The sequence below is a fragment of the Vibrio sp. CUB2 genome, from assembly GCF_001557945.1.
Lineage (GTDB): Bacteria > Pseudomonadota > Gammaproteobacteria > Enterobacterales > Vibrionaceae > Vibrio > Vibrio owensii.
Map to the genome: position 1 here is coordinate 43,630 of NZ_LNRB01000019.1, position 24,317 is coordinate 67,946.

Annotated in this window: 15 protein-coding genes; 3 read left to right on the plus strand and 12 right to left on the minus strand. The window is 46.4% G+C overall.

Annotation, left to right across the window (positions count from 1 at the left end; genetic code table 11):
* Positions 1-73 precede the first annotated feature (73 nt).
* Complete coding sequence (gene yjgA, locus ATB78_RS23340) at positions 74-601, plus strand: ribosome biogenesis factor YjgA (protein WP_061010725.1); 528 nt, start codon at positions 74-76, stop codon at positions 599-601.
* Between the two features lie 65 nt (positions 602-666).
* On the opposite strand, the gene ATB78_RS23345 is transcribed toward yjgA, so the two are convergent.
* Positions 667-1,629 (minus strand): D-2-hydroxyacid dehydrogenase, encoded by a 963-nt coding sequence (locus tag ATB78_RS23345; RefSeq protein WP_061010727.1) that lies wholly within the window; start codon positions 1,627-1,629, stop codon positions 667-669.
* 32 nt (positions 1,630-1,661) lie between these two features.
* Positions 1,662-2,414, minus strand: coding sequence for a bifunctional tRNA pseudouridine(32) synthase/23S rRNA pseudouridine(746) synthase RluA (rluA, locus tag ATB78_RS23350; protein ID WP_061010730.1), 753 nt, complete (start codon positions 2,412-2,414; stop codon positions 1,662-1,664).
* Between the two features lie 240 nt (positions 2,415-2,654).
* Between rluA and ATB78_RS23355 the strand changes: the two genes are divergently transcribed.
* Complete coding sequence (locus tag ATB78_RS23355; protein ID WP_009707642.1) at positions 2,655-3,920, plus strand: divalent metal cation transporter; 1,266 nt, start codon at positions 2,655-2,657, stop codon at positions 3,918-3,920.
* 98 nt (positions 3,921-4,018) lie between these two features.
* Here ATB78_RS23355 and rapA read toward each other — a convergent pair whose 3' ends face one another.
* Positions 4,019-6,928, minus strand: coding sequence for an RNA polymerase-associated protein RapA (gene rapA, locus ATB78_RS23360; RefSeq protein WP_061010732.1), 2,910 nt, complete (start codon positions 6,926-6,928; stop codon positions 4,019-4,021).
* Between the two features lie 536 nt (positions 6,929-7,464).
* Between rapA and ATB78_RS23365 the strand changes: the two genes are divergently transcribed.
* A complete protein-coding gene (locus ATB78_RS23365) occupies positions 7,465-8,841 on the plus strand; it encodes a PhoH family protein (RefSeq protein ID WP_005438161.1) in 1,377 nt (458 codons plus the stop codon).
* A 168-nt stretch (positions 8,842-9,009) separates the two neighbouring features.
* Here the strand turns inward: ATB78_RS23365 and tldD are convergent, their stop codons facing one another.
* The 9 genes from tldD to ATB78_RS23410 form a co-directional block, all read right to left on the minus strand.
* On the minus strand, positions 9,010-10,455 hold the full coding sequence (gene tldD, locus ATB78_RS23370) for a metalloprotease TldD (RefSeq protein WP_061010734.1): 1,446 nt from the start codon (positions 10,453-10,455) through the stop codon (positions 9,010-9,012).
* A gap of 11 nt (positions 10,456-10,466) precedes the next feature.
* On the minus strand, positions 10,467-11,288 hold the full coding sequence (locus ATB78_RS23375; protein ID WP_061010736.1) for a carbon-nitrogen hydrolase family protein: 822 nt from the start codon (positions 11,286-11,288) through the stop codon (positions 10,467-10,469).
* 39 nt (positions 11,289-11,327) lie between these two features.
* Positions 11,328-15,206: a YhdP family protein gene (locus tag ATB78_RS23380; protein WP_061010738.1), complete on the minus strand. Its 3,879-nt coding sequence runs from the start codon at positions 15,204-15,206 to the stop codon at positions 11,328-11,330.
* Between the two features lie 11 nt (positions 15,207-15,217).
* On the minus strand, positions 15,218-16,687 hold the full coding sequence (gene rng / locus ATB78_RS23385) for a ribonuclease G (RefSeq protein ID WP_005438152.1): 1,470 nt from the start codon (positions 16,685-16,687) through the stop codon (positions 15,218-15,220).
* A gap of 18 nt (positions 16,688-16,705) precedes the next feature.
* Positions 16,706-17,275: a Maf family protein gene (locus ATB78_RS23390; RefSeq protein ID WP_061010740.1), complete on the minus strand. Its 570-nt coding sequence runs from the start codon at positions 17,273-17,275 to the stop codon at positions 16,706-16,708.
* A gap of 4 nt (positions 17,276-17,279) precedes the next feature.
* On the minus strand, positions 17,280-17,768 hold the full coding sequence (gene mreD / locus ATB78_RS23395) for a rod shape-determining protein MreD (protein WP_020195896.1): 489 nt from the start codon (positions 17,766-17,768) through the stop codon (positions 17,280-17,282).
* Positions 17,758-18,648, minus strand: coding sequence for a rod shape-determining protein MreC (mreC, locus tag ATB78_RS23400; protein WP_009707647.1), 891 nt, complete (start codon positions 18,646-18,648; stop codon positions 17,758-17,760). Before mreC ends, mreD begins: the two co-directional genes overlap by 11 nt.
* A gap of 147 nt (positions 18,649-18,795) precedes the next feature.
* Positions 18,796-19,839 carry a rod shape-determining protein gene (locus tag ATB78_RS23405; protein WP_005381144.1) on the minus strand — a complete coding sequence of 348 codons (1,044 nt, stop codon included), beginning with the start codon at positions 19,837-19,839 and terminating at the stop codon, positions 18,796-18,798.
* Positions 19,840-19,991: 152 nt separating this feature from the next.
* Positions 19,992-24,317, minus strand: a complete 4,326-nt coding sequence (locus ATB78_RS23410) for a DUF6701 domain-containing protein (protein WP_061010742.1) — start codon at positions 24,315-24,317, stop codon at positions 19,992-19,994.

A 24,317-nucleotide genomic window follows, 5' to 3' on the forward strand; every position in this document is an offset into this window, starting at 1 on the left:
ACAAGAATTTCGCTTTCTCCCCACGATTCTTGTTAAAATAGTCATAATATTAATCAAAACACAGGCAACTGAAATGGCACGTAAGAATCAAAAAGCGCCATGGGAACCAGAAGAAGAGATCATCTGGGTAAGTAAATCCGAGATGAAGCGAGACATGGAAGAGCTGCAAAAGCTTGGCGAAGAGCTTGTCGGCCTTAAGCCAGCAGTTCTCGAAAAGTTTCCATTGAGCGAAGACCTACGCGAAGCAATTGCTGATGCGCAGCGCTTTAAAAACGAAGCACGCCGTCGTCAACTGCAACGCATCGGTAAGTTAATGCGTTACGAAGATCCAGAGCCAATTCAAGCGGCACTGGACAAAGTCCGCAACAAGTACTCACAAGCGACAGCCGCTCTGCACAAGCTAGAAGCGTTGCGTGATCGTGTTGTAGAAGAAGGCGATAAAGCGATTGATGACGTGATGGAACTGTACCCAGAAGCGGATCGTCAGCGTCTACGCCAACTTGCTCGCCAAGCAGCGAAAGAGAAGAAAGCCGGTAAACCAGCAAAATCTTACCGCGAAATCTTCCAAATTCTAAAAGCGCACGAAGAAGAAGAAATTTAATTCGGCGTTTAAGAAAGTAAAAAGCAGACCTTTGTGTCTGCTTTTTTCATGCCTAATTTCTGGCATTACGCCAAAAGATTAAGGCTTTCGCCACGTTCAAAGGCGTTAATATTCTCTATCAAGATCTCAGCTAAACGCTGTATCGATGAATCACTGCCCCAGGCAACGTGTGGCGTCAGCAATAGATTCGGCAAGTGCATATTGGCAATCAACGGATTACTCTCATCGGCTGGTTCTTGGGTAAAGACATCAAACCCTGCCCCTGCGATCTCACCGTGTTTTAAGCTATCCACTAAAGCTTGTTCATCCACCAAGCCGCCACGTCCGGTATTAATCAAAATCGATGTAGGCTTCATCAGCTTGAGTTCTGCCTCACCAATCAAATTCCGTGTTTCATCATTCAGTGGACAATGCAGAGTGATGGCGTCCGCATGCTCCAACATCTCGGTAAAAGAAACATAGCCTTCTCGGCACTCTGTTGCGCCTTTACGCTCGGCAAACAACACATTCATACCTAATGCTTTTGCCAGTTTTGCCGTTGCTTGACCTAATGTGCCGCTGCCAACCAAACCTAAGGTGCTACCTGCAACGTCTCCAATCGGATGCGTAAAGAAACAGAACTGCTTGTTGCGTTGCCACTCACCTGCAGCAATATCTTGATGATAACCAAACAAGTTACGACGCAAAGCAAACAGCATTGCAATAACGTGCTCTGGTACAGACCGAGTCGCATAACCTCGCACGTTGGCAACCGCGATGTTGTGCTCGGCGCAGTAGTTTACATCGACGTTATTAAAGCCCGTTGCTGCGACGGCAATCATCTTGAGGTTAGGAAGTTGAATGAGAACAGATTGGTCGAGCACCACCTTGTTGCTGATCACGATGTCCGCATCAAAAAGGCGCTCAACAACTTGTTCAGAAGAAGTCAGATCGTATTCTACCCAATCATGGGCAAAGCTTGGACGAGGTATTTGAATTTGAGCAGGGATGGTCGCGCGGTCGAGGAAGACCACTTTAGGCAGTGACATAACAACTCCTTGTTCACTGCCTAAAGATGAATTTATGGGCGAGGCAGTGTTTTGTAATCTGGTAATTTACGCGCTGGGTCGAAATAGTCAAAGATCATCGCTTCCGCTTCCGGGTAAAAATCACAAGGAACAAAGATGCTGCGCAGCCAATGGCATTTCGGATGGTAAAAGCTCAACTCAGCGGCATGCAGTTCAAGGCGCTCAGAGAAGGCTTTCGCTTCTTCAGTTGCGTAAAACTCATCGCCCACAATCGGGTGACCTAATGCTTGCATGTGAACTCGTAATTGGTGTGAGCGACCAGTGTTCGGCAACAAACGTACAATCGTCGTCTTTGAACCATCTGGATGTTCTTCTCGCTTCGCTACTTGGAACAGCGTCTTAGAAGGTTTGCCATCTTCAAAGCACACTTTCTGCAATGGACGATTCGGCCAATCACAAATCAACGGCAGATCGATTTCACCTTCTTCTTGCTCTAAATGTCCCCAAACGCGCGCGTAATAAATCTTATGCGTTAATCGGTATTGAAACTGCTTTTTTAACGCACTTTCTGCACGTTTGTTTTTAGCGAGTACCATCAAGCCAGAAGTGCACATATCTAAACGATGCACGACTTGAATGTCTGGGTATTGCTCGGTTAAGCGACTCCACATACTGTCGTGATGCTCAGCAAGACGCCCCGGCACAGAAAGCAAACCAGATGGCTTGTTTACCGCCAAAATTTGCTCATCTTCAAAAACGACATCAATCCAAGGGTCGGTTGGTGGATTGTACTCAAGCATTGCCATGGGCTGGATCTCTACAGAATAAAAACGCGCTGATTATACCCAAGAGATGCAAAGATGCATGCAGAAAAATCGCTTAAATCCTGCCTCTTTTTACCATCGATATAACTTTTAGAAATAACAAAAACAACCAAGTCAATAACGAAGAGAAAAATTAAAAAAATCACTTCGTAAATATAAATTGACAAGCTGAGCGGTAATGTTATTTATAAGCACTAGTTGACACAAAAAGGACAATAATAAATGGAATCCGCAGTATCCGATCAACCCCAATCCAAAGTCTCGCAATTCTTCCGCTCCCTTGGCCCTGGTATTCTCATGGCCTCAGCTGCCGTCGGTGGTTCTCACCTTGTTGCATCCACCAAAGCCGGGGCGATCTACGGCTGGCAACTCGCGGCGCTCATCCTGCTGGTAAACCTTTTTAAATACCCATTCTTCCGAGCAGGCGTGCAATACACCATGGGCACAGGTAAAACTCTGGTTGAAGGCTATGCAAAGCTTGGTCGCCCATACTTGTGGTTGTTCTTGTTTCTTAGTGCTGTTTCAGCGGTAATCAATACAGCAGCCCTGTTGATGTTCAGTGCTAGCTTATTGGGCTACTTCATTCCATTTTCATTGTCGATGGCATCACTCAGCATCATCGTATTGGTCACGTGCTTGGTGATCCTATTTGCTGGTCATTACAAAGCGCTAGATACACTCTCTAAAGCCATCATGACGGTACTGACCATTGCGACTTTGCTGGCGGTGGCGATTGCATTTGGTAACCCTGTAGAGCCTGTTGCGAACTTTGAATCCCCTTCTCCGTGGTCAATTGCAGCAATCGGCTTTATCGTTGTGACCATGGGCTGGATGCCTGCTCCAATCGAAATCTCTTGTTTAACGTCTGCGTGGTTAAAGCGCCAAACTAGCCAACAAGAAGTTACTGCAAAATCGGCCCTGTTTGATTTCAACGTCGGCTACATTGGCACGGCGGTATTGGCTTTGGTGTTTGTCTCGCTAGGTGCGTTGATGCTACACGGCTCGGGCATCGAGCTTAAGAGCTCAGGAGTTGGCTTCTCTCACCAACTTGTTGGCTTGTACGCTTCGACCATTGGTGAGTGGTCACGTTACCTAATTGCAGTGATTGCGTTCTTCTGTATCTTCGGTAGTACGATTACAGTGATTGATGGCTACTCACGTGTCATTTCAGACTCTCAGCGCCTGCTGCGCTCACAGCCAGAAACCGATCCGAAAGCGACGTCTGCGATCATGCTGATCGTATCGCTACTAGCTTTAGGTATTGTTGTGTTCTGGGCTTCGGCACTGCTGCCAATGTTGGACTTTGCCATGGTGCTGGCATTTATGACGACACCGTTTTTCGCGCTATTGAACTACATTCTAGTGAGTAAAACGGACTTACCTAAGCCATTGGCATTGGGTCGTAAATTGAAGTGGTTGTCGATTGCTGGGTTGATTTACTTATTCGGCTTCTTAGCGCTGTTTATTTGGTGGAAGTGGTTGATGTAATTATCTGCGAGCGACTAACTTAGCCCGTAGGTAAACAAAGCTCAGATAAAGAAAAAGGTCTTCAATTGAAGACCTTTTTTCGTTTGTATGAACGCTGATTAGTTATGGCTGACCACAATCAGACGTAGCGAGTCTAGCTGAACCTGAGCTTGGTTGATGTAACCTGTTAGCTCTTTGATTTGCTCTTCAATCGCTTCAATTTCTTCATCACGGATGTTCGGGTTAACCGCTTTCAGTGCTTGTAGACGCTCAAGCTCTGCATTCAAGCTTTGTTGCATGTCTTGATGCGCTTGCTTGCGAACTTCTTCCACTTTCTGCTCAACCAATGCGTCACCTGCTTCGATTAGGCTGTGAATGTCTTTCTGTACTGATGTCACTAGCTTGCTGCCTAGGTGACGGTTTACCGGGCTAAGCTGACGGTTAAAACCTTCAAACTCAACCTGAGAAGACAGATCGTTACCACGAGCATCCATCATCATGCGAATTGGCGTCTTCGGTAGGAAACGAGCAATGCCGCTGCGTTTCGGTGCTTGTGCATCCACCGCGTATACCAGTTCAAGTAGGATAGTGCCCACAGGTAGCGCTTTGTTCTTCAGTAGAGAAACCGCAGAGGTACCCACACCTTCGCTCATCAGTAGATCGATACCGCCTTGAATCATTGGGTGCTCCCAACTGATGAAGTGCATATCTTCACGAGACAGCGCAGTATCACGGTCAAACGTGATTGTCGCGCCTTCGTATGGCAAACCTGGGTAGCTTGGTACCATCATGTGCTCAGATGGCGTCACCACAAGTGCGTTCTCGCCTTTGTCGTCTTGGTTCAAACCAATGGTGTCGAACAGAGACAACACGAATGTCACTAGGTTTGTATCGCCATCTGTCGATGCGATTTTCTCAACGATTTGCTGCGCTTTGTCGCCGCCATTTGAGTGCATTTCTAGCAGGCGGTCACGACCTTGCTCAAGTTGTGATTTCAGCTCTTTGTTCATCTTCGCTGATTCTTCAATCACTTCATCAAGGTTTGAAACATCACCAGACGCCAGCATTTCAATCAGCGCATCAGAGTACTTATCGTAAACCGCGCGACCTGTTGGACAGGTTTCAGCAAACGCATTTAGACCTTCATCGAACCAACGCGCAAGGATCGCTTGTGATGTACCTTTTAGGTAAGGCACGTGGATGTCGATATCACGCTTCTGACCGATACGGTCCAAACGACCAATACGTTGCTCTAGCAAGTCTGGGTTGAACGGCAAATCGAACATCACAAGTTGGTTAGCAAACTGGAAGTTACGACCTTCTGAGCCGATTTCGCTACAGATAAGAACCTGCGCGCCACCCTCTTCTTGTGCAAAGTAAGCAGCCGCTTTGTCACGCTCAAGGATCGACATGCCTTCGTGGAATACAGTTGCACGAATACCTTCACGCTCACGCAATGCTTGCTCAAGTTGCAGCGCAGTGCTTGCACGAGAAGCAATAACCAATACTTTATCGCTGCGCTTCTCTTTTACTTTTTCTAGCAGCCAGTTCACACGAGAATCAAATTGCCACCAGCTTGAATCTTCGCCTTCAAATTCTTGGAAGATTTCTTCTGGGTAAAGGTTCTTCACCGCACGAGCTTCTGGCGTCATCTTGCCACCGATCATGCCTGATACACGCATTGACGTGGTGTACTGTTGCGGAATGTCCATTGGCATCAGATGTACGTTACGCTTCGGGAAGCCTTTGATTGCAGCACGCGTGTTACGGAACAGAACGCGACCAGTACCGTGACGGTCCATCAGGTTGTCGATCAGCTCTTGACGTGCTGACGCTTTCGCTTCTTCATCACTGTCGCTTTCAATAATGCGGAATAGCGGCTCAACGTCTTGCTCAGAAAGCAGTTCAGTAATTTGGTTTTTCGCTTCGTCAGGCAGTTTCTCACCAGAGAATAACGACGTGATAGCATCCGCAACAGGTGCGTATTGCTCTTCTTCTTCAACGAATGCGTCGTAATCGTAGAAGCGATCTGGATCTAGCAGACGTAGACGAGCGAAGTGACTCTCACGACCAAGTTGTTCTGGTGTTGCCGTTAGCAATAGTACACCCGCAGTGCGTTCTGCCAAGCCTTCTACCACTTGGTATTCGCGGCTTGGTTTGTCTTGGCTCCACTCTAGGTGGTGCGCTTCATCGACAACCAATAGATCCCACTCGCCTTCTAGCGCTTGCTCAAAACGCTTGCGGCTCTTACGTAGGAAATCCAGTGAACACAATACGTATTGCTGCGTATCGAATGGGTTTTCTGCTTCTGCGAACGCTTCAATACAACGCTCTTCATCAAAGATAGAGAAGTGCAGGTTGAAACGACGCATCATCTCAACGAGCCACTGGTGTTGCAGTGTCTCTGGCACCACGATAAGAATACGCTCCGCACGACCCGCCAGTACTTGCTGGTGGATGATCATGCCCGCTTCGATGGTTTTACCAAGACCAACTTCATCCGCTAGCAATACGCGCGGCGCATGACGACGACCGACTTCGTGTGCGATGTAAAGTTGGTGCGGGATCAAACCTGCGCGCATACCACACAGGCCACGCATTGGGCTCTTGTGCTGTTCAAATTGGTTTTGTAGCGCACGGTAGCGAAGTACGAAGTTGTCCATGCGGTCGATTTGACCTGCGTACAACTTGTCTTGCGGTTTGTTAAAACGAATGTGGTTGCTTAGGAAGATTTCACGCAGCACGATCGCCGTTTCTTGCGTGTCTTCACGAGTACCGAAATAGGTGTATAGACCTTCGTCTTCCAGTACTTCTTCAACTTTTAATGACCAACCTTCTTGGCAATCGATGACATCACCGACGTTGAACGTTACTCGGGTAACTGGTGCATCGTTACGTGCGTAAACTCGGTTTTCCTCTGATGCTGCAAACATCAATGTCACAGTACGAGCATCCATTGCTACTACGGTACCTAAACCTAAATCGCTTTCCGTATCGCTAATCCAGCGCTGCCCCAAAGCAAATGTCATGAATTGACTACCTCGTTGTTGTTTCTTGTTGGTCTCTACCCATCCCGATGGGCATGGATATTAGTTTAGATCTGATTCTGGCTTCTGCTATGCCAATCGTGCTTGTCATGCCACTTTGTGCTGTGCATTTTTAAGCCAGCTAAACATGATAAATCGGGCGTCGCCTATACGCAGAAAAAGGTCGCTAATCTTACTTGAAGCTGTGATTTAGGTCACGCCGAAACCGCCCAGAGGGCAAACTTTTTTTCCTGAATTAGGAATGCAATCAAATTGTAAAAAACTCATGACAATTATTAAGTTGTAAGAAGTAAATATTACGTATACTTCTATTGAGGGGCGCTTTGAGTCATGGTGCATGATTTGAGCGCATTAAGTACACGATTAGGATCAACACGGGTTTGCAGTAAGTTGTCTTGCTACTCGGTTGCGCACTAACCGACATTGCCCGACAACCTCTATTGCAAGCAATCAGAGTTAGGAAGTCTGTTCCTTCTTAACTACTAGCCAGCAAAGCCGCACTGCGGCAAGGAGACGCTATGGGCGATACCGATCGGAAACTGTTTGTACTCGATACCAACATTCTTCTTCATGAACCCTTCGCCATCTTCTCTTTCCAAGAACACGATGTCGTCATCCCAATGACTGTGTTGGAAGAACTCGACCGAATCAAAGACAGCAAACGTGATGTTGCACGAGATGCACGCGTTGCGATTCGCGCTTTGGAGGATTTATTTAGAGAAGCCACGCCAGATGAAATCTCAGAAGGCATTCCCGTTTCTAAAGACAACCCAAGCCAAGGCACCATCTCTATTTTGGCGGACTTCGAATTGCAGGAAACCGTCAAAGCCTTCGCCGACAAAGCCGGTGACAACCGCATACTCAATGCGGTGCTTTATCTGCAAAACAAACGCGCACCACGCGAAGTCGTGCTCGTAACCAAAGACATCAACATGCGTTTGCGAGCCAAAGGCGCTGGCGTGCGTTTTGTTGAAGACTATCGTACGGACCAACTGATTGATGATATCCAATACCTCACCAAGGGCTTTCAACAACGTGAAGGCGATTTTTGGAGTGGCGTGGATGAAGTTGAGAGCTATGCGCTAGGTGGAAAAACGTTCCATAAACTCAGCCGCGAACCGTTCGACCCGACCTTTATTAATCAATACGTGATTGATGAAGAGAGTGATTTTGTAGGCCGAGTAGAAACCATCAATGAGGATAAGCTCACCCTGCTCGACCTCAGCCGTGAGCGCATGATGCATCGCCGCGCTTGGGACATTACACCGAAGAATATCTATCAAGGCATGGCGATGGATGCCCTGCTCGATCCAGATATTGATTTGGTGATTCTGACCGGTGCTGCAGGTAGTGGTAAAACGCTCCTTGCTATGGCAGCTGCATTGGAACAAACCATTGAAAAAGGCATGTTCGATAAGATTATCGTAACGCGAAACACGCCAGACATTGGTGAGTCGATTGGCTTCTTGCCGGGCTCGGAAGAAGAGAAAATGATGCCTTGGTTAGCAGCGGTAACCGATACCTTGGAAGCACTGCACAAGAACGACCATTGCACCGAAGGTTCGATGAAGTACATCTGCGATAAAGCCAACATTCAGTTTAAGTCGATTAACTTTATGCGTGGCCGCTCGATCCAGAATGCATTTGTTCTGCTAGATGAGTGTCAGAACTTAACCGCTTCACAAATCAAAACCATCATCACCCGTTGTGGTGAAGGCACTAAGATTGTGTGTTCGGGTAACTTGGCTCAAATTGACTCCCACTACCTAACCCCAGTGACGTCTGGTTTGACGTATATGGTTGAACGCTTCAAGAACTTTGAAGGCAGCGCCAATATTCACCTAAATGGTGTGGTGCGCAGCCGCTTGGCTGAATTTGCTGAAGAGAACCTATAGCGAATCCCCTCCCCCTAAAAACAAAAGAGCGCTCAATGAGCGCTCTTTTATTCTTTAATAGCTTAACGTTTGATGCTCTAGGGTAAAAGTCGAGATTCCCTATCATCGCTCCTTCGTCGCGGTAGGGAATGACGATCTTTAACGTCATAGCTAATTGGTAGTTAATGCTTACTCAGTACCACCCACGGTGATTGAATCGAGCTTCAATGTTGGTTGACCAACGCCAACTGGTACGCTTTGACCCGCCTTACCACACACGCCAACGCCTCTGTCGATGCTTAGGTCGTTACCCACCATAGAAACTTGCTGCATCGCTTCAATACCAGAGCCGATAAGCGTTGCACCTTTCACTGGACGAGTGATTTTGCCATCTTCAATCAAGTACGCTTCCGATGCAGAGAACACGAACTTACCAGAAGTGATGTCCACCTGACCGCCACCGAAGTTTGGTGCGTACAGACCTTCCTTCACCGTAGAGATGATCTCTTCTGGCGTGTGCTCACCTGGTAGCATGTAAGTGTTAGTCATACGTGGCATTGGTAGATGCGCGTAAGACTCACGGCGACCGTTACCTGTTGGGTTTACACCCATTAAGCGTGCGTTTAGCTTGTCTTGCATGTAGCCTTTCAGCACACCATTTTCGATAAGCGTGTTGTATTGACCGTTCACACCTTCATCATCGACGTTCAATGATCCACGCAGATCTTTTAGCGTGCCATCATCCACGATAGTACAAAGTGGAGACGTTACCTGCTCACCCATCTTGCCAGAGAACACTGACGACTCTTTGCGGTTGAAGTCCCCTTCTAAACCGTGACCTACCGCTTCGTGCAGCAACACGCCCGGCCAGCCAGAGCCTAGTACCACAGGCATCATGCCTGCAGGTGCCGCTTCTGCTTCTAGATTCACTAGCGCCATACGAATCGCTTCATCAGCGAATTGGAAGGCTTGTTTGACGCCGTTTGTTTCAGATAGGAAGAAGTCGTAACCAAAACGACCACCGCCACCAGCGCTACCGCGTTCACGACGATCACCTTTTTCAGCAAGAACACTGATTGAAAGACGAACAAGCGGGCGAATGTCACCAGCGTAAGTACCGTCGGTTGCAGCAACCAACATTTGCTCATGGACACCACTGATGCTGATCGACACTTCTTTGATCATTGGCTCTTTAGTACGAATGTACGCATCGAGAGACAATAGCAATTCAGTTTTTTGTTGCTTTTCCCAGCTCGCTAGTGGGTTTACCGCATCGTAGTAAGCTTGGTTATCAGAACGTTTAAATGCGTGCACTTTGCCATTTTGACCTTGCTGCGCAATACCACGCGCTGCAATCGCACTTTGCTTCAAACCGTCCAGTTGAATTTGGTCTGAATAGGCGAAACCGGTTTTTTCGCCTGTGACTGCTCGTACACCGACACCACAGTCAATATTGAAAGAGCCATCTTTAATGATGCTGTCTTCTAGAACCAGAGACTCGTGCCAGCTGGACTGAAAGTAAATGTCCGCATAATCGATCTGGCGCGTCGCAATGCTCGCTAGTGTGTCAGCGATGTCTTGCTCTGTCAGACCGTTTGGGGCAAGGAGTGCCTGTTCTATTTGGTTTATGCTCATAGTTAGCTCTTTTATTTCCGTTTCAATTCATTTTGAAAGCGACTGTGTTGAGTCAGCGGCATATTCTGCCTTACTTGCTGGTTGTGTGACAAATCTATCTCGGCCACCAACAATCCTACTTGGTCATTCAATTGTTGGTGAACGCGCCCCCAAGGGTCAATCACCATGGAGTGTCCCCAAGTTTGGCGACCACACGGATGCGTCCCCGTTTGCCCGCAGGCTAGAATCCAACATTGGGTTTCAATCGCACGTGCTCGAAGCAATACTTCCCAATGCGCTTGCCCCGTCACCGCGGTAAACGCAGCGGGCACCACAATAACTTGTGCTCCTGCTAAGCGTAGCGCTTTAAACAATTCAGGAAAGCGTACGTCGTAGCAAATACTTAAGCCTACCGTACCAATATTGGTATCTACCGTCACGATGCGATTACCTGCGGTAAAAGTATCCGACTCACGATAACTGCCGTGCCCATCAGCGACATCCACATCAAACATATGCAGCTTATCGTAGTGAGCAATACACTCGCCTTGCGGTGAGAAAACCAATGTTGTGGTAGTCACACCTTGTTCAGTACGAATCGGCATGCTGCCCACGATTAAAGTCAGTTGGTTATGCTGTGCGATATCTGATAAACGCTGTTGAGTTAGACCGTCACCTAAAGTTTCTGCGTTCTGGTGGTACGCCTCTCGGTTAGCAAACTGCGTAGCGTTTTCTGGCGTCACAACCAGCTTCACACCTTGCTCAGCAGCCAATGCACATTGCTTGGCAATGAAGTCCAGATTCTCCTCGATATCTGGACCCGATGTCATTTGAATGATGCCAACACGTTCCATGTATTCAATTCCTTGTTCGTCAGAAGACTGGCCGCGTAATTACTTCGCTTGCTCACGCAGTTTTTCTGGCAACTTGTATTCACCTTTGCTGCGTGAAATCTCTTTTACGGTAGGTGAATCTAGCGGGCCTTTCACCTCGTAGTTTACCTGTGTAAAGACTTCCACTACAGGAGAGATAACCGTCGAAATAGCCAGTACATACAATGCCGTTTGAGGCGCTACCGCAAAGGCCGTCAACATTGGCAAACCCGAAGTAATATCCGGAGTGAAGTTCACTTCCGCATCCACCAAACGTGTGTTCATATTGGCAATGCCGCGGATCTTCATCTCACCGGCTAACGCATCCATCACAATATCGTTGGTAATAAACACGCCATCTTGGATTTTGCCTGTACCCGTAATTGAGTTGAATGCCATCCCTTTGTCGAACACGTCAGTAAAGTCGAGCTGCATCTTACGAATGATCGAATCAAGACTAAACAGACCCAGTAATCGCGCCGCACCGCTCACTTCGGTGATCACGCCTTTACCAAACTCGGTAGAGACATCCCCTTGCAAACTTTGCGTTTTCATCGACCAAGGCGCACCATCCCAATCAAGGTTGGCATTGATTTCAAACGGTGCTTGCTGGATACCTGAAGTGATACCAAATCGCTCCATTAAGTCACTGTTGTTTTCACCCTTCACTTTCATGGTCAGGTTTGAATGACTGCGTTCTTTCGTCAGCTCCCACCAACCACTCATATCAACACGGTTCTGACCACTACTAAAGTTTACATTCTTCCATTCAAGTCGGTTGTTACCACGCTCAACATCCACGTTCACCTTACCGACCTTGTAACCTTGCAACCAAAAATCATCGATGCTCAGCGTTAAGTTTGGCATCTCTGCATGGAACTTGCGGTCAAAGTTTGAGATAAGTGGCGCAGTTTGATCTTCGCTAGCAAACAGAGAACTACGCTCCTTGGTCATCTCATCGAAACCCGGAATGTACAAGTGCAGGTGATCCAATGAAACAGACAGATCATACGGTTTGAGGTAATTGGCTTTACCTTTCACCTCTTGGCTATCGACTTCAAGCTGCCAACTTAGGTTCTTCTTACGCGCATTTAAGTCGACGTCGTGGAACTCAATACCACCGAGCTCTAGGTTTTGCACATCCATACTGACGCGCGTTGGCAACGGAATCGTCGGCGTTTTCATACTCGACAATACTGATTGCGTCGTACTTTGTGGAACGTGCATTAAGTCCGCCCACTTATCGAGGCTCAAGTCATCTAAACGAATCGAAGCATCATGCCCCACAACTGGGCTTATCTTGAAACCACCATTGCCAATAACCAGATTAGTCGCGGTTAACTGAGGTACATCGCCAGAGATATCGATTTCCGTCTGGTACTTCGCATTAGGGATTTGTAATCGAGCCGAGATGCTTTCTTGGTTGCCAGAAGCTTGCAGTTTCGCTTGCCCTTTCTCGCCGCGTTTTTTCGCCAATGGATATGGGTATTCGCTCACAAGCTGACTAAGCTGAGCAAGCACGTCGACTTGGTAGGTAAAGCCAACATCGTTGAGTTGTAGGTCGATGTCCATTTGCCACGGCGCATGGCCAGAAACCAAACTTAACCAACGCTCGCCTAGGTAAGGTTTAAGTGGATTCACTTCCCAATCACCAAGGGTATTGATGGTCACGTTATAACCTTGCTCAGCATTCTCACCTCGGAAATCCAGTGAGATTGGTTGCTTCAACAGTTCCGCTGACAAGCCAGATGTGGTCACTACATCGTTATCGAATTTAATACGCCCTGTCGCATTTTCTAACGTCATCGGCGGCGCATCGATATCTACGCGATTGTTCTTAAGATCGGCGTAACCCCAAGCTCTCGCATCTCGGTCTGAGTCAAACGGGATATTGAGTTGGAACTCAGAATATACCGGACCACTGACTTGCAGCGCGGTCAACGCAGCGCCAACAGAGTCAACTAATGGCGTTGCCATCATGTAGTCGCGCACTTCATTACCCGGTGCGCTTGCTTTCGCTTCGATCTCGATATGGCCGCCTTCCGCAAGCTCGGGAATACGCCCCGTGATTCGCTTCGCTTTCACACCATTTAGCGTGGCAGATTTCGAATCTAGGTACATGGCATCGTTTTCAAACAACAAATCGAGCTGTAAATCTGTGATGGTCGGCCATGCAGTATCAAAGCTGAACTTCGCGTTCTTCAATCCAACCCATGCTTGGAACATGCCGTTATGCTCTTTATATGGGAAGTCAGCCAACTCGCCATACCAAAGCAGTTTTGCGGTATTGACCTTACCACCTTGAATCGCGGTAGATAGGTAGTCCGTGAGATCTTGCCCAAGCGCTAAAGTCGGAAGATAACGCCATGTTTCACCTGCGTTGTAGAGGTCAGCTTCGGCATAAAACGAAAGAAATGGACTTTGCTCTTTCGGGAAATCGAGGCGGAATGCCCCCAGCACTTGTAAGTCAGGTGTCGCCGCCGTCACTTTATCGGACCACAAACGCCAGCCATCTTCATCTTGCTGCCAAATGATGTCGACTTCACCTTGCTTAATGTTCAGTGGCGCTTGGAACACATCTCCATAAGGGAAGACATCATCAATAACGGTAACTTTCGCTTTTGCCTGTTCTAAGTTACCCGATACTTTACCTTGCACATGACTAAAGCCAGGAAGCAGTTCCCATTGTGTTAAACCCAGTTCATCTAACTCAGCAGAGTAACGCAAGGTATCTAAGCCGCCATTCATTGATAGACGAATGTCTTCCACTCGTCCTTTTGGTGCAAGCTTGTTGAGTAAATCGGTAGTGGACTCAGACTTTGGCGCCAACTTAACCAGTGGTGTTAACGCTTCAATATCTAATTGGGAAAGGTTGAGTAACCAACCATCCGGTTGCCAATCAAAGGCGACATCCAATTCTGGCCATGGTCTATCATCCGTGCGGATTTGCAGTGAGTGACCATTTACTTTCCAGCCTTCTTTATCGGGAGACAGCTTAAAAATGCCAGACTCTAATAGCAGATCATGACGACCATTTTCGTCCCACACTAGCTCGGAAGGTTGTAAGTCAACATAGGCATAACTTGGCTGGCTGCGATCAAGAGTCAGCCAAGTGTTTAAGCTGACTTTGCCTGACTCAACGCCAGACTCATCTTGCATGTAAGTGGTTAGCCAAGGTGTAACTGAGACGTCTTTCGCACTGACATAAAACTCACCCGACACATCACGCAGCGAACCGTAATCTTTGAAGTTAGCACGTACTAACAATGAGTTGAGACTGGCGTCCGCAATGCTTACCGTGCCCTCAGCTAAGTGGTGCTTACCTTGGTTACTCCAACGTAATTGCTCGATGTCCAAACGGCGTGTTTCGCCTGAAACGGATTTATACCAAATGCGAGAATCTGTGATGGTGAAGTCTTCAAACTGACGCAGCAATAAGGAGTCTAATTGATCTATCAGCTTAGTTTCATTTTTGCTGACATTCGCTTGTGGCTCTTTGTCTTCTGATTTCGACAGAAGGTCGACGGTGCGGATGTCTAACGCTAAATCGTCGATCGTTAAATCAGCGACAACCGGTTTAAAACTCAGAAGAGATTGAATCAAATCGAATTCAATATGGATTTCATCCACTGCAAAACGAGCGTCTTGATTATTCGGCAGATTCGCTTCTAAACCTTGCAGGGCGATAGAGGGATGGCTGTTACGCCAAGAACCAGCAACGCTGGTAATAGAAAAGTCAAAACCTGTGCCTTGTTTGACCCAGGTTTTGATCTCATCTTGGAAGTGGTTAAGTTGTGGCAATGCTACGCGCAGTGTGGTTACTAAGATGGCCAGAAGCACCAACAGAGTAACTAAAGTCCACGCGCAGAAACGCCCGAAACGGTTAAAACCAGAATTCACAAATTTTCCAATTACATCATGACGACGTCAAACTGCTCCTGTATGTACAGGGGTTCAGCTTGAATACGAACTTGCTTACCAATAAATACTTCGAGTTCAGCCAATGCGTGTGATTCATCACCCAGTAGTGTCTCCGCAACGTACGGTGACGCGTACACAACAAAGTTGTCCGCATCGTAAGCACGGTTAACACGGGTAATTTCACGCAAGATCTCGTAACACACAGTTTCGACAGTCTTCACGCTGCCGCGACCTTCACAAGTAGGACAGCTTGAACACAAGATATGTTCAATACTTTCGCGCGTGCGCTTACGAGTCATCTCCACTAAGCCTAGTTGAGTAAAGCCATTAATGTTGGTTTTCACTCGGTCTTTTGACAGTGCTGCTTCAAGAGAGCTTAGAACGCGCTTACGGTGTTCATCCGATGCCATATCGATAAAGTCGATAATGATGATGCCACCAAGGTTACGCAGACGAAGTTGACGTGCGATTGCTTGCGTCGCTTCAACGTTGGTATTGAAGATGGTTTCTTCTAGATTGCGACGGCCAACAAACGCGCCGGTATTGATGTCGACCGTAGTCATGGCTTCCGTTTGATCGATGATCAAGTAGCCGCCGGACTTAAGCTCGACTTTGCGTTCCAGAGAGCGTTGGATTTCGTTCTCTGTGTCGTACATATCGAAGATAGGCTTATCGCCTTCGTACAGTTCAAGCTTCTCAGTCAACTCTGGCACATATTCAGAGGTAAACTCTTTCAGATTCTCGTATTCAAGGCGAGAGTCGACCATGATTTTGTCAAGCTCAGTGCCAACAAAATCACGTAGAATGCGCTGTGCTAAACCTAGCTCACCGTACAAGGTAGAACGCGTTTTATATTTCGAGCGACGCTCCATGACTTTCAGCCATAAACGCTTCAAAAATGCCGCATCTTGAGAAAGCTCTTTTTCGTCTGCACCTTCTGCGGCAGTACGAATGATGAAGCCACCATGCTCATCACAGTAGTGATTGACAACTTTCTTTAAACGCTCGCGTTCTGTTTCACTTTCAATACGCTGAGAGACACCGACGTGACTAGCACCTGGCATAAAGACAAGATAACGTGATGGCAAGGTGATATCGGTTGTAAGACGTGCGCCTTTCGTGCCCAGCGGGTCTTTCACCACTTGCACAACGATGTCCTGTCCTTGGCGAACCAATTCAGAAATATCACGAACTTGGAATTGTTGCTTTTCGTTTTCTGCCACACATTCGGTGTGTGGAACGATATCTGACGCGTGTAAGAACGCCGCTTTATCAAGACCAATATCAACAAACGCCGCTTGCATGCCTGGCAATACTCGGCTCACTTTGCCTTTGTAGATATTGCCAACAATGCCACGACGCGATTCACGTTCTATATGAACTTCTTGTAGTACTCCACCTTCAATCATGGCCACACGAGTTTCACTCGGGGTCACGTTTAGCAGCAATTCTGCACTCATGTGCACACCTCAAAACAATTATAAAAATTCTTGAATTAGCTGATCGGTTTCGAACAAAGGTAAGCCTACTACGGCGTGATAACTGCCTTCGATTCGGGTGACGAAACGCCCACCGAGTCCTTGAATACCATAACTTCCAGCTTTATCGCATGGTTCCCCTGACTGCCAGTATCGTTCTATTTCTTCTTCAGTCAGTGTTTTGAACCACACGTCAGTGATAACGACCACTGAATGTTGTTGTTCTTTTGATACGATGCTCACAGCTGTCATCACTTGATGTTGACGACCGGACAGATTGCTGAGCATGCGTTTTGAATCTTCGAAATTTCTAGGTTTTTCTAACACGTGGTTATCGTATACCACCACGGTATCTGAGCCCAATACAACGGAATCAGGCTTAGCCATCGCTAAGCCTGCTTGAGCTTTTTCCAGAGAGAGACGCAAAACATAGTCTTTTGCTTGCTCGTGGTCTTGTTTGGCTTCCTCTATATCAGGAAGCACAATATCAAAGTCATAACCTAATTGAGCAAGCAACTCTTTTCTTCTCGGAGAACCCGATGCGAGAACGAGGGATAAGCCCTTTTTCACAACGCTACCTTACGTGCCATGCGCGACGGACGCGTCGCATAAGTAAAAACATCCATGGCCAAAGTATACAGTTTATTGCCGCTGTCCACAGAGATAATGGATTAAATACTACGTCTTGGTTCAAATATTCCCCACAGAATATGAGAAGTTCCAGTAGCACGGTAAAAAAGGCAATCAAGATAGATTGTTGCCAAAGCGCCATGTTACGAATCACCAAGAAATTCAAGGCTACTAAGTAGATAATGATCGACATCATCATCCCTCGGATACCGAGCGTAGAACCAATCAATATGTCCCACAATAAACCTAAGATCAAAGCGGTACCGACGTTAACACGGTGAGGCAATGCCAACACCCAGTAACAGGCCACTAGAAATAGCCATGACGGACGCAGCAAATCGAGCACGCCCGGCCATGGAATAGTTTGTAAGACTAGCGCAACAAAGAAGCTAACGCCGATGACCATTCGGCTTCTAAATACACTATTGGCCATCGGTTACCTCTTGCTCTGAACCTTCTTCGACATTGGATTGCAGTACTTTGTGTTGACGGTCTTCATTCGGCCAGATCAACAGCAAGTAGCGCAGGCGATCAAACTCAACCACAGGTTCCGCTTTGATCGATGCAAACTCTTGGCGAGTGTCATGATCGACATTCGTGACGGTTGCGACTGGGTAGCCTTCAGGGTAAATACCACCGAGCCCCGACGTCACTAGCAAGTCGCCCACTTGAATATCTGTACTGGTTGGGATGTGTTCCAGTTGGATTTCATCCACTTCACCGTTACCGGAAGCGATCACACGAATATCGTTACGAATCACTTGAACAGGAATCGCATTTTTCGCATCTGTTAGCAACAATACGCGTGCGTTGTGCGCTGCAACAAACGTTACCTGACCAACGATGCCTTTCTCGTTAATAACAGGCTGACCAACGTAAACACCATCAATACGACCTTTATCAATCACCACTTGATGACGATACGGTGAGGTATCTACAGCCATCACTTCTGTAACGACTTTCTTTTCGTCACGGACGAATGAAGAGCCGAGCAGTTTACGCAGGCGTTGGTTTTCTTCTTTATATTGGTCGAGCAAGATCAGCTCGCTCTTCAGGCGAAGCACTTCTCGCTTCAAACTGCGATTGCCTTCAATCAGTGCCTGACGAGTGTTTAAACTCTCGAACATTCCATCGAACATGCTACGAGGCAAATTAGCTGCGTATTGAATTGGCGCAACCATACTGTTCAATAGGTATCGGACGTTGGAAAACGTATCTAGACGGTTATCAGCCAGCATCAAGCTCGCCGACACGATGACAGCAAAAAACAGACGTAATTGCAGAGATGGACCTCTGCCAAAAATCGGTTTCATCTTGTTTTTAACCTGATTGCTACCATGATTATTGAGCCTTACTTGGCAACCAGAGAATCTAATGTAAGTGGATTCTTGGTATGGAGCAGATTGAAATTACAGAGAGCGGAAATGAAGGTGAAGCCCATGTGGACTTCACCCTGCATTTTATTCTTCAGAGAATAGATCGCCACCGTGCATGTCGATCATTTCTAGAGCTTTACCGCCACCACGAGCCACACACGTTAGTGGGTCTTCAGCGATAACTACTGGAATACCAGTTTCTTCCATTAGTAGACGGTCTAGGTCTTTCAGTAGTGCACCACCACCTGTTAGTACCATACCATTTTCAGAGATATCAGACGCTAGCTCTGGTGGACATTGCTCAAGAGCAACCATCACTGCAGATACGATGCCAGATAGTGGTTCTTGCAGTGCTTCTAGGATCTCATTTGAGTTCAAGCTAAAGCTACGTGGCACACCTTCTGCAAGGTTACGACCGCGAACTTCGATCTCTTGAACTTCATCACCAGGGTAAGCAGAACCGATTTCGTGTTTGATCTTTTCAGCCGTTGCTTCACCGATCAAGCTGCCGTAGTTACGACGTACATAGTTGATCACAGCTTCATCAAAGCGGTCACCACCGATACGTACAGAAGAAGAGTAAACCACACCGTTTAGTGAGATAACCGCAACTTCGGTTGTACCACCACCGATATCGACCACCATAGAACCTGTTGGCTCAGATACGCGAAGGCCAGCACCGATTGCCGCCGCCATTGGCTCGTCAATTAGGTAAACTTCACGCGCGCCAGCACCTAGTGCAGATTCACGAATCGCACGACGCTCAACTTGAGTAGAACCACAAGGAACACAAACCAATACGCGAGGGCTTGGCTTAAGGATGCTGTTGTCGTGCACTTGCTTGATGAAGTGCTGAAGCATTTTTTCTGTTACGTAGAAGTCAGCGATAACGCCGTCTTTCATTGGACGGATTGCTGAGATGTTGCCCGGCGTACGACCAAGCATCTGTTTTGCCGCATGGCCTACAGCAGCAACGCTTTTTGCAGAACCTACACGATCTTGGCGAATAGCAACTACAGAAGGTTCATCAAGGACGATGCCCTGTCCTTTTACGTAAATTAGAGTGTTGGCAGTACCTAAATCGATAGATAGGTCGTTAGAAAACATGCCACGAAGTTTTTTAAACATATTCTTCGCTCATCCTGCAAAAATTTAGAAGACAAAAATTGTCCTAAATGTACCAATGCCTCGCTGTCACAGCAAGGCATTGGTACACAAACATGAGCAGAAAGCCTCAATTTCTTGCAGTTTCCTTACTTAACGCAAGAAACCGAAGTTTGTTATTGTCCGGTTAACCCCGGTTCACCCCGATAAATCACGCGGTCATTACCGCGGTGAATACCAAACGTGACGACCGATGATGGGTTTTCTTCTGAGCCATCTTTATCCCAGTCGTATTTGAGCCATGGGATTGCATTTAGAACACCATCAAGCTGAAGCCACACACGAGTTTGTTGACGGTAAGACTCCGCCTCCATTGCAGTAACTGAACGAGAATAACCTGAACTAACTCGACCACCAGCCCCTAGAGAAACAACTTTAGCAGTATTATCTGTAGGCCAAATATGTACCTGAGAGCTATCTTCAGTTTCCCCAAGTACACTAGTTTGACTGTCATCAGAGTTGGCGATAAAACGGCTGCCATTCCAGTATTCAACTCGAAGTGGTACTCGCAATGTCGTACCTTGGTTACCGCCAACATCATCTAGGTCGACACGACCGAAGCGGATATCGGGTTGTGGAGCCAAAACAGAATCACTCTCGATTACCGTCACAGGATCCTTACTAGCACTTGAGCCTGTGATTGAAATTAATGTGTCCTTACCTTGCTCAAACAGGTTGAAAGGCCCATCAGGGTAATGAGCTCCATTTCCCTTCTCTACAAACAAACCATCACTACTTGAGCCCGTATAAATACCTACACTTCTAGAATCCGCGAGCGACTTACCTGAGTTTTCCTTCCATGCTCCGCTGTACGTCTTAACAGAAGAGAAACGAGACGTGTACGCCCCATTCTCATATAGGTTGAACTTTGCCAGTAAAGAGTCATCAAAATATGTGTAGTTAGTTAAAGCACCTTTCCCCGCGTTTAGAGCCTCAACATAGAACTTACTCACTCCAAACGGCTGATTCATATAAGCAAAGCTCTGCGCATTGGGATAATCCCAGTCCACACTTTCATCTGGGTAAACTTTAAAGTATTTAGGGTAGAATCGACCAATGACTCCTTTCGCGGGCTCAATCACAAATGCTTTACTACCCAAGTAGGTTTCTGGTGGCGTTACTGTAAACTCAAACGCCCCAACCTCGGAAACACTTTGCTCAATTGAATCTTTTGCATTTGTTGGCGTATCATGATCATACACGTCCTTACCTAAAACCCCGACTGACAAAGCGCCAGTCGTTGGATAAGTCACTTTATGAGCGACAGATAGCCCTTCTTGCTGATAGTTTTTCGCCAATGCTCCGCCAAATTGATACGCTGTTACGAACATATCGAAAGGTTCACCAGCAGCCACAAAACCTTGAGAACAAGAACCTGAACTACATAGTCCCCCATCAGTTGACAGCGTCAGGTATGCAGGGAAACTAACAAAGCTATTCTGGCCCAAGGAATCACTTTCATCTTTAATTCTTGCCTTCAGCGCAACCTTGCCAGCTTCAGGGTATCTCAGGTTAAAATATGCTTTACCTTGGTTATTAAAATAAACATTTGCGATATCAACATCAGTTGTTCCAACACTAACTTCATCACTGAACTTACCATCTCGTTTTTTGAAAGAAATGTAAGCTGGTACTGATACTACGTTACTTTTCGGCTCTATTCTTTCGATAGACAGCTGAACATCTCGATTTTCGCCGTTACCACCTTGCTGACTTGGCAAGCTACAAAACTCTAAATATGGTGAGCTTTGGTTGCTATATAATGCATCTCCGTCAGTGTTAAAGAATGGCTTACCTGCGACTTTATCCGGCACAGTGACCCCTAATGCAGCAGAGTTAAACAAGATATTACAGTTTTGTTCAGATAGCGGACCACCAGCGATACGACACTTCGCACCGTCAAAACCAAACTGCGGAACCGAGCTACTTGCAATCCCAAGCTTTGCGGAGCCTGATTGGAATGCTTGTAACTTCAATGACACTGAGTCAGAGAACGTAACATGATCGCCACCTTCCCATGCCACAAGAGAATCAGATTGAGGTAACAAGGAGACCGTCACTGGATCAACTACAGCTCCTGGATTCGCATTCAATATTGAAGAAGGATAAGTTTTTGAACAAGATTCATCCATGCAGGCACGAAGCGTAACTTCAGAGGCCTGACAAATACTTCCTGTCCCTGCGTAATCAAACTCAAAGTGATGAATACCGTCCGTAATTTTTTGGTATTTATCAGCACAAACTTGGAAGTTATCCATTTCGTGAGTATTAGTATAATCACCAGTAGAGGCTGTAACCGAGATACGGAAGTTTTCCGGAGTATAATTAAAACCTCCCTCAGTTAAGACGTCAAAGTCACGAATAACCGTACTCCACTGCCCATTCTTGATTTTTCGTTGAACAGAAAGTGTAATAACGCCAGATTTTCGTGAATTTAAAATAACTTTATAGCGATGGCGCTTATTTTTACGATTATCTAAATCACCATTAAACTGCTGACCTTTAATGTATTTATATCCGCGTAACCATTTCCCATCACTATCTTTTAAACCAGCGCCCCGAATACCAACATTGTTAGGAATACCATTGCGAGCTAGATTTTCTCCACCTTCTCGATAAAAGTTACCGTACTCATCGATACCAATACCCAACCAACCACCAGCAAAGCCCTCAACATCTTGTGAGACTTCGTGTGAGTGGTTTTTTCTCAATTTCATACCGTAGCCTAGTGGACCACCAAACGCTCCTGTTTGGGGAGGAACATTAGCATCAGAAATCACGAGAGCTACACCGTCGGCACCATTACGAGAGCTACCATACGCATAGTGATCAAACTCTATTTCTAGATAATTCTCTTTGGATGGGAACAAGTAATTGTATGCCGAAGCCGTAGCTTGACGAGCACGATTATCATTTAACCTGAAGCGCCCATTAATTACTTGTGGCTTAACACTGCTGCCGTAACCAATAACAGACCAGTTATCTACATTAGATGAGCTAAACGTTTCCTTCGGTAATAGATTACACTGTTGGACTGGAGGCTGAACTGGACAAGAGTAATCTGGCTTCTTAATAACTACACCGTTTTTCATGGTTAGATGTCGAGACGTCACAGAGCCATGAACAGTTATTGGGTTCTCAAAACTAATGCGATTTGCTAATACAAAGCCATAAAAATCAGGGTTGCGAGTTTTGAAAATTATGTTCGCATCAGGAGCATAAATCGTTACATAGTAATGAGTAGTTATCGCAATAGGGTTATTGAAGATTACAGAATCCCCACTGACATTGATTTTCGACTGGTTGAAAAAAGTGTACTTACCATGCCCAGTATGACTCCATTGCCCGAGAGTTACCTCTGCATCTTCGGGAATCACTAGGCGCACATCATCATTTGTCCCGACCTCCATAACTAATTTCTTGATATTAGTTTGATTTGGAAGAATGACTTTCACTTGATCATAAGGTGAGTTGTATTGATTTACATCTAGCGTATCTAAATTCGATGTAACTTGAATTTCGATCCCTGTTTTTCCATCAACTGAATACGTATTAGCTCGACAAAGACTATTGTTAGAACAAATCTGTCCTATATTTTCAGCAGTAATACGTAATGTACCATCGCCAAAGTTGGTAGCCACGCCCAGTGGTTCATTCGCTTTTCGGCTTTCTAGGTAGCCATCTTTATTACCCACATCACAGCCAGCATCTGAGTCACACATTGGCTCCATATATAAACGATCTTGAGCATCCAATTGACTCACCGTGTCAAAGCCCGCCAGAATAAATTTTGATTGTCTCGGAGTAGGCATTGAGCTTGAGTAGCGAAATAAATCTTGTTTATCTGTAACAGTATAATAAGCCTTGTAGTCTTCTGACCAACCTAACGCCCGCGCAGATTTGTTTGGCACAACAAGAGTGTTATTTGTAACGCCTTTCATACCTTGAATCGGTTCTGGGAAATACTGACAGACATTATCAGGGATTTCAGGCTCAACAGGGTTAGGTTCGTCACCATCACCACAATCTACGTTGCTTGGGCTGCCAGAATGAACAAGGGAAAGTTTACCATTTTTCAAATCAACGCCAGATTGGGTTTCAATAAGTAGCCAGTGACTCTCACTAGCAAACTTGCGGTAATACTTCAGGGTCGCAGATGATACAGAGTAGTCAATACGAATATTATAACGCTGACCTTCTAACAAGTTTGGTTCATAAAAGTAATGATTTGAATTGGAAAGACGGTCCGTTGTGTACCAAAGAACTTCATCAGGGTGATTACCATTGTGCTCAAGAAGCACATAACTATTATGCGCAGGACCTACGACATCAAAAGTAACTTCAAAGCTTTTATTCCCCCAAAACTCACACGTCCCAGCGAAAGCAGGAAATACAAGTAAGCAAGCAATGGTAGCCACTACCAAATTAAACAGTTTTTTCAT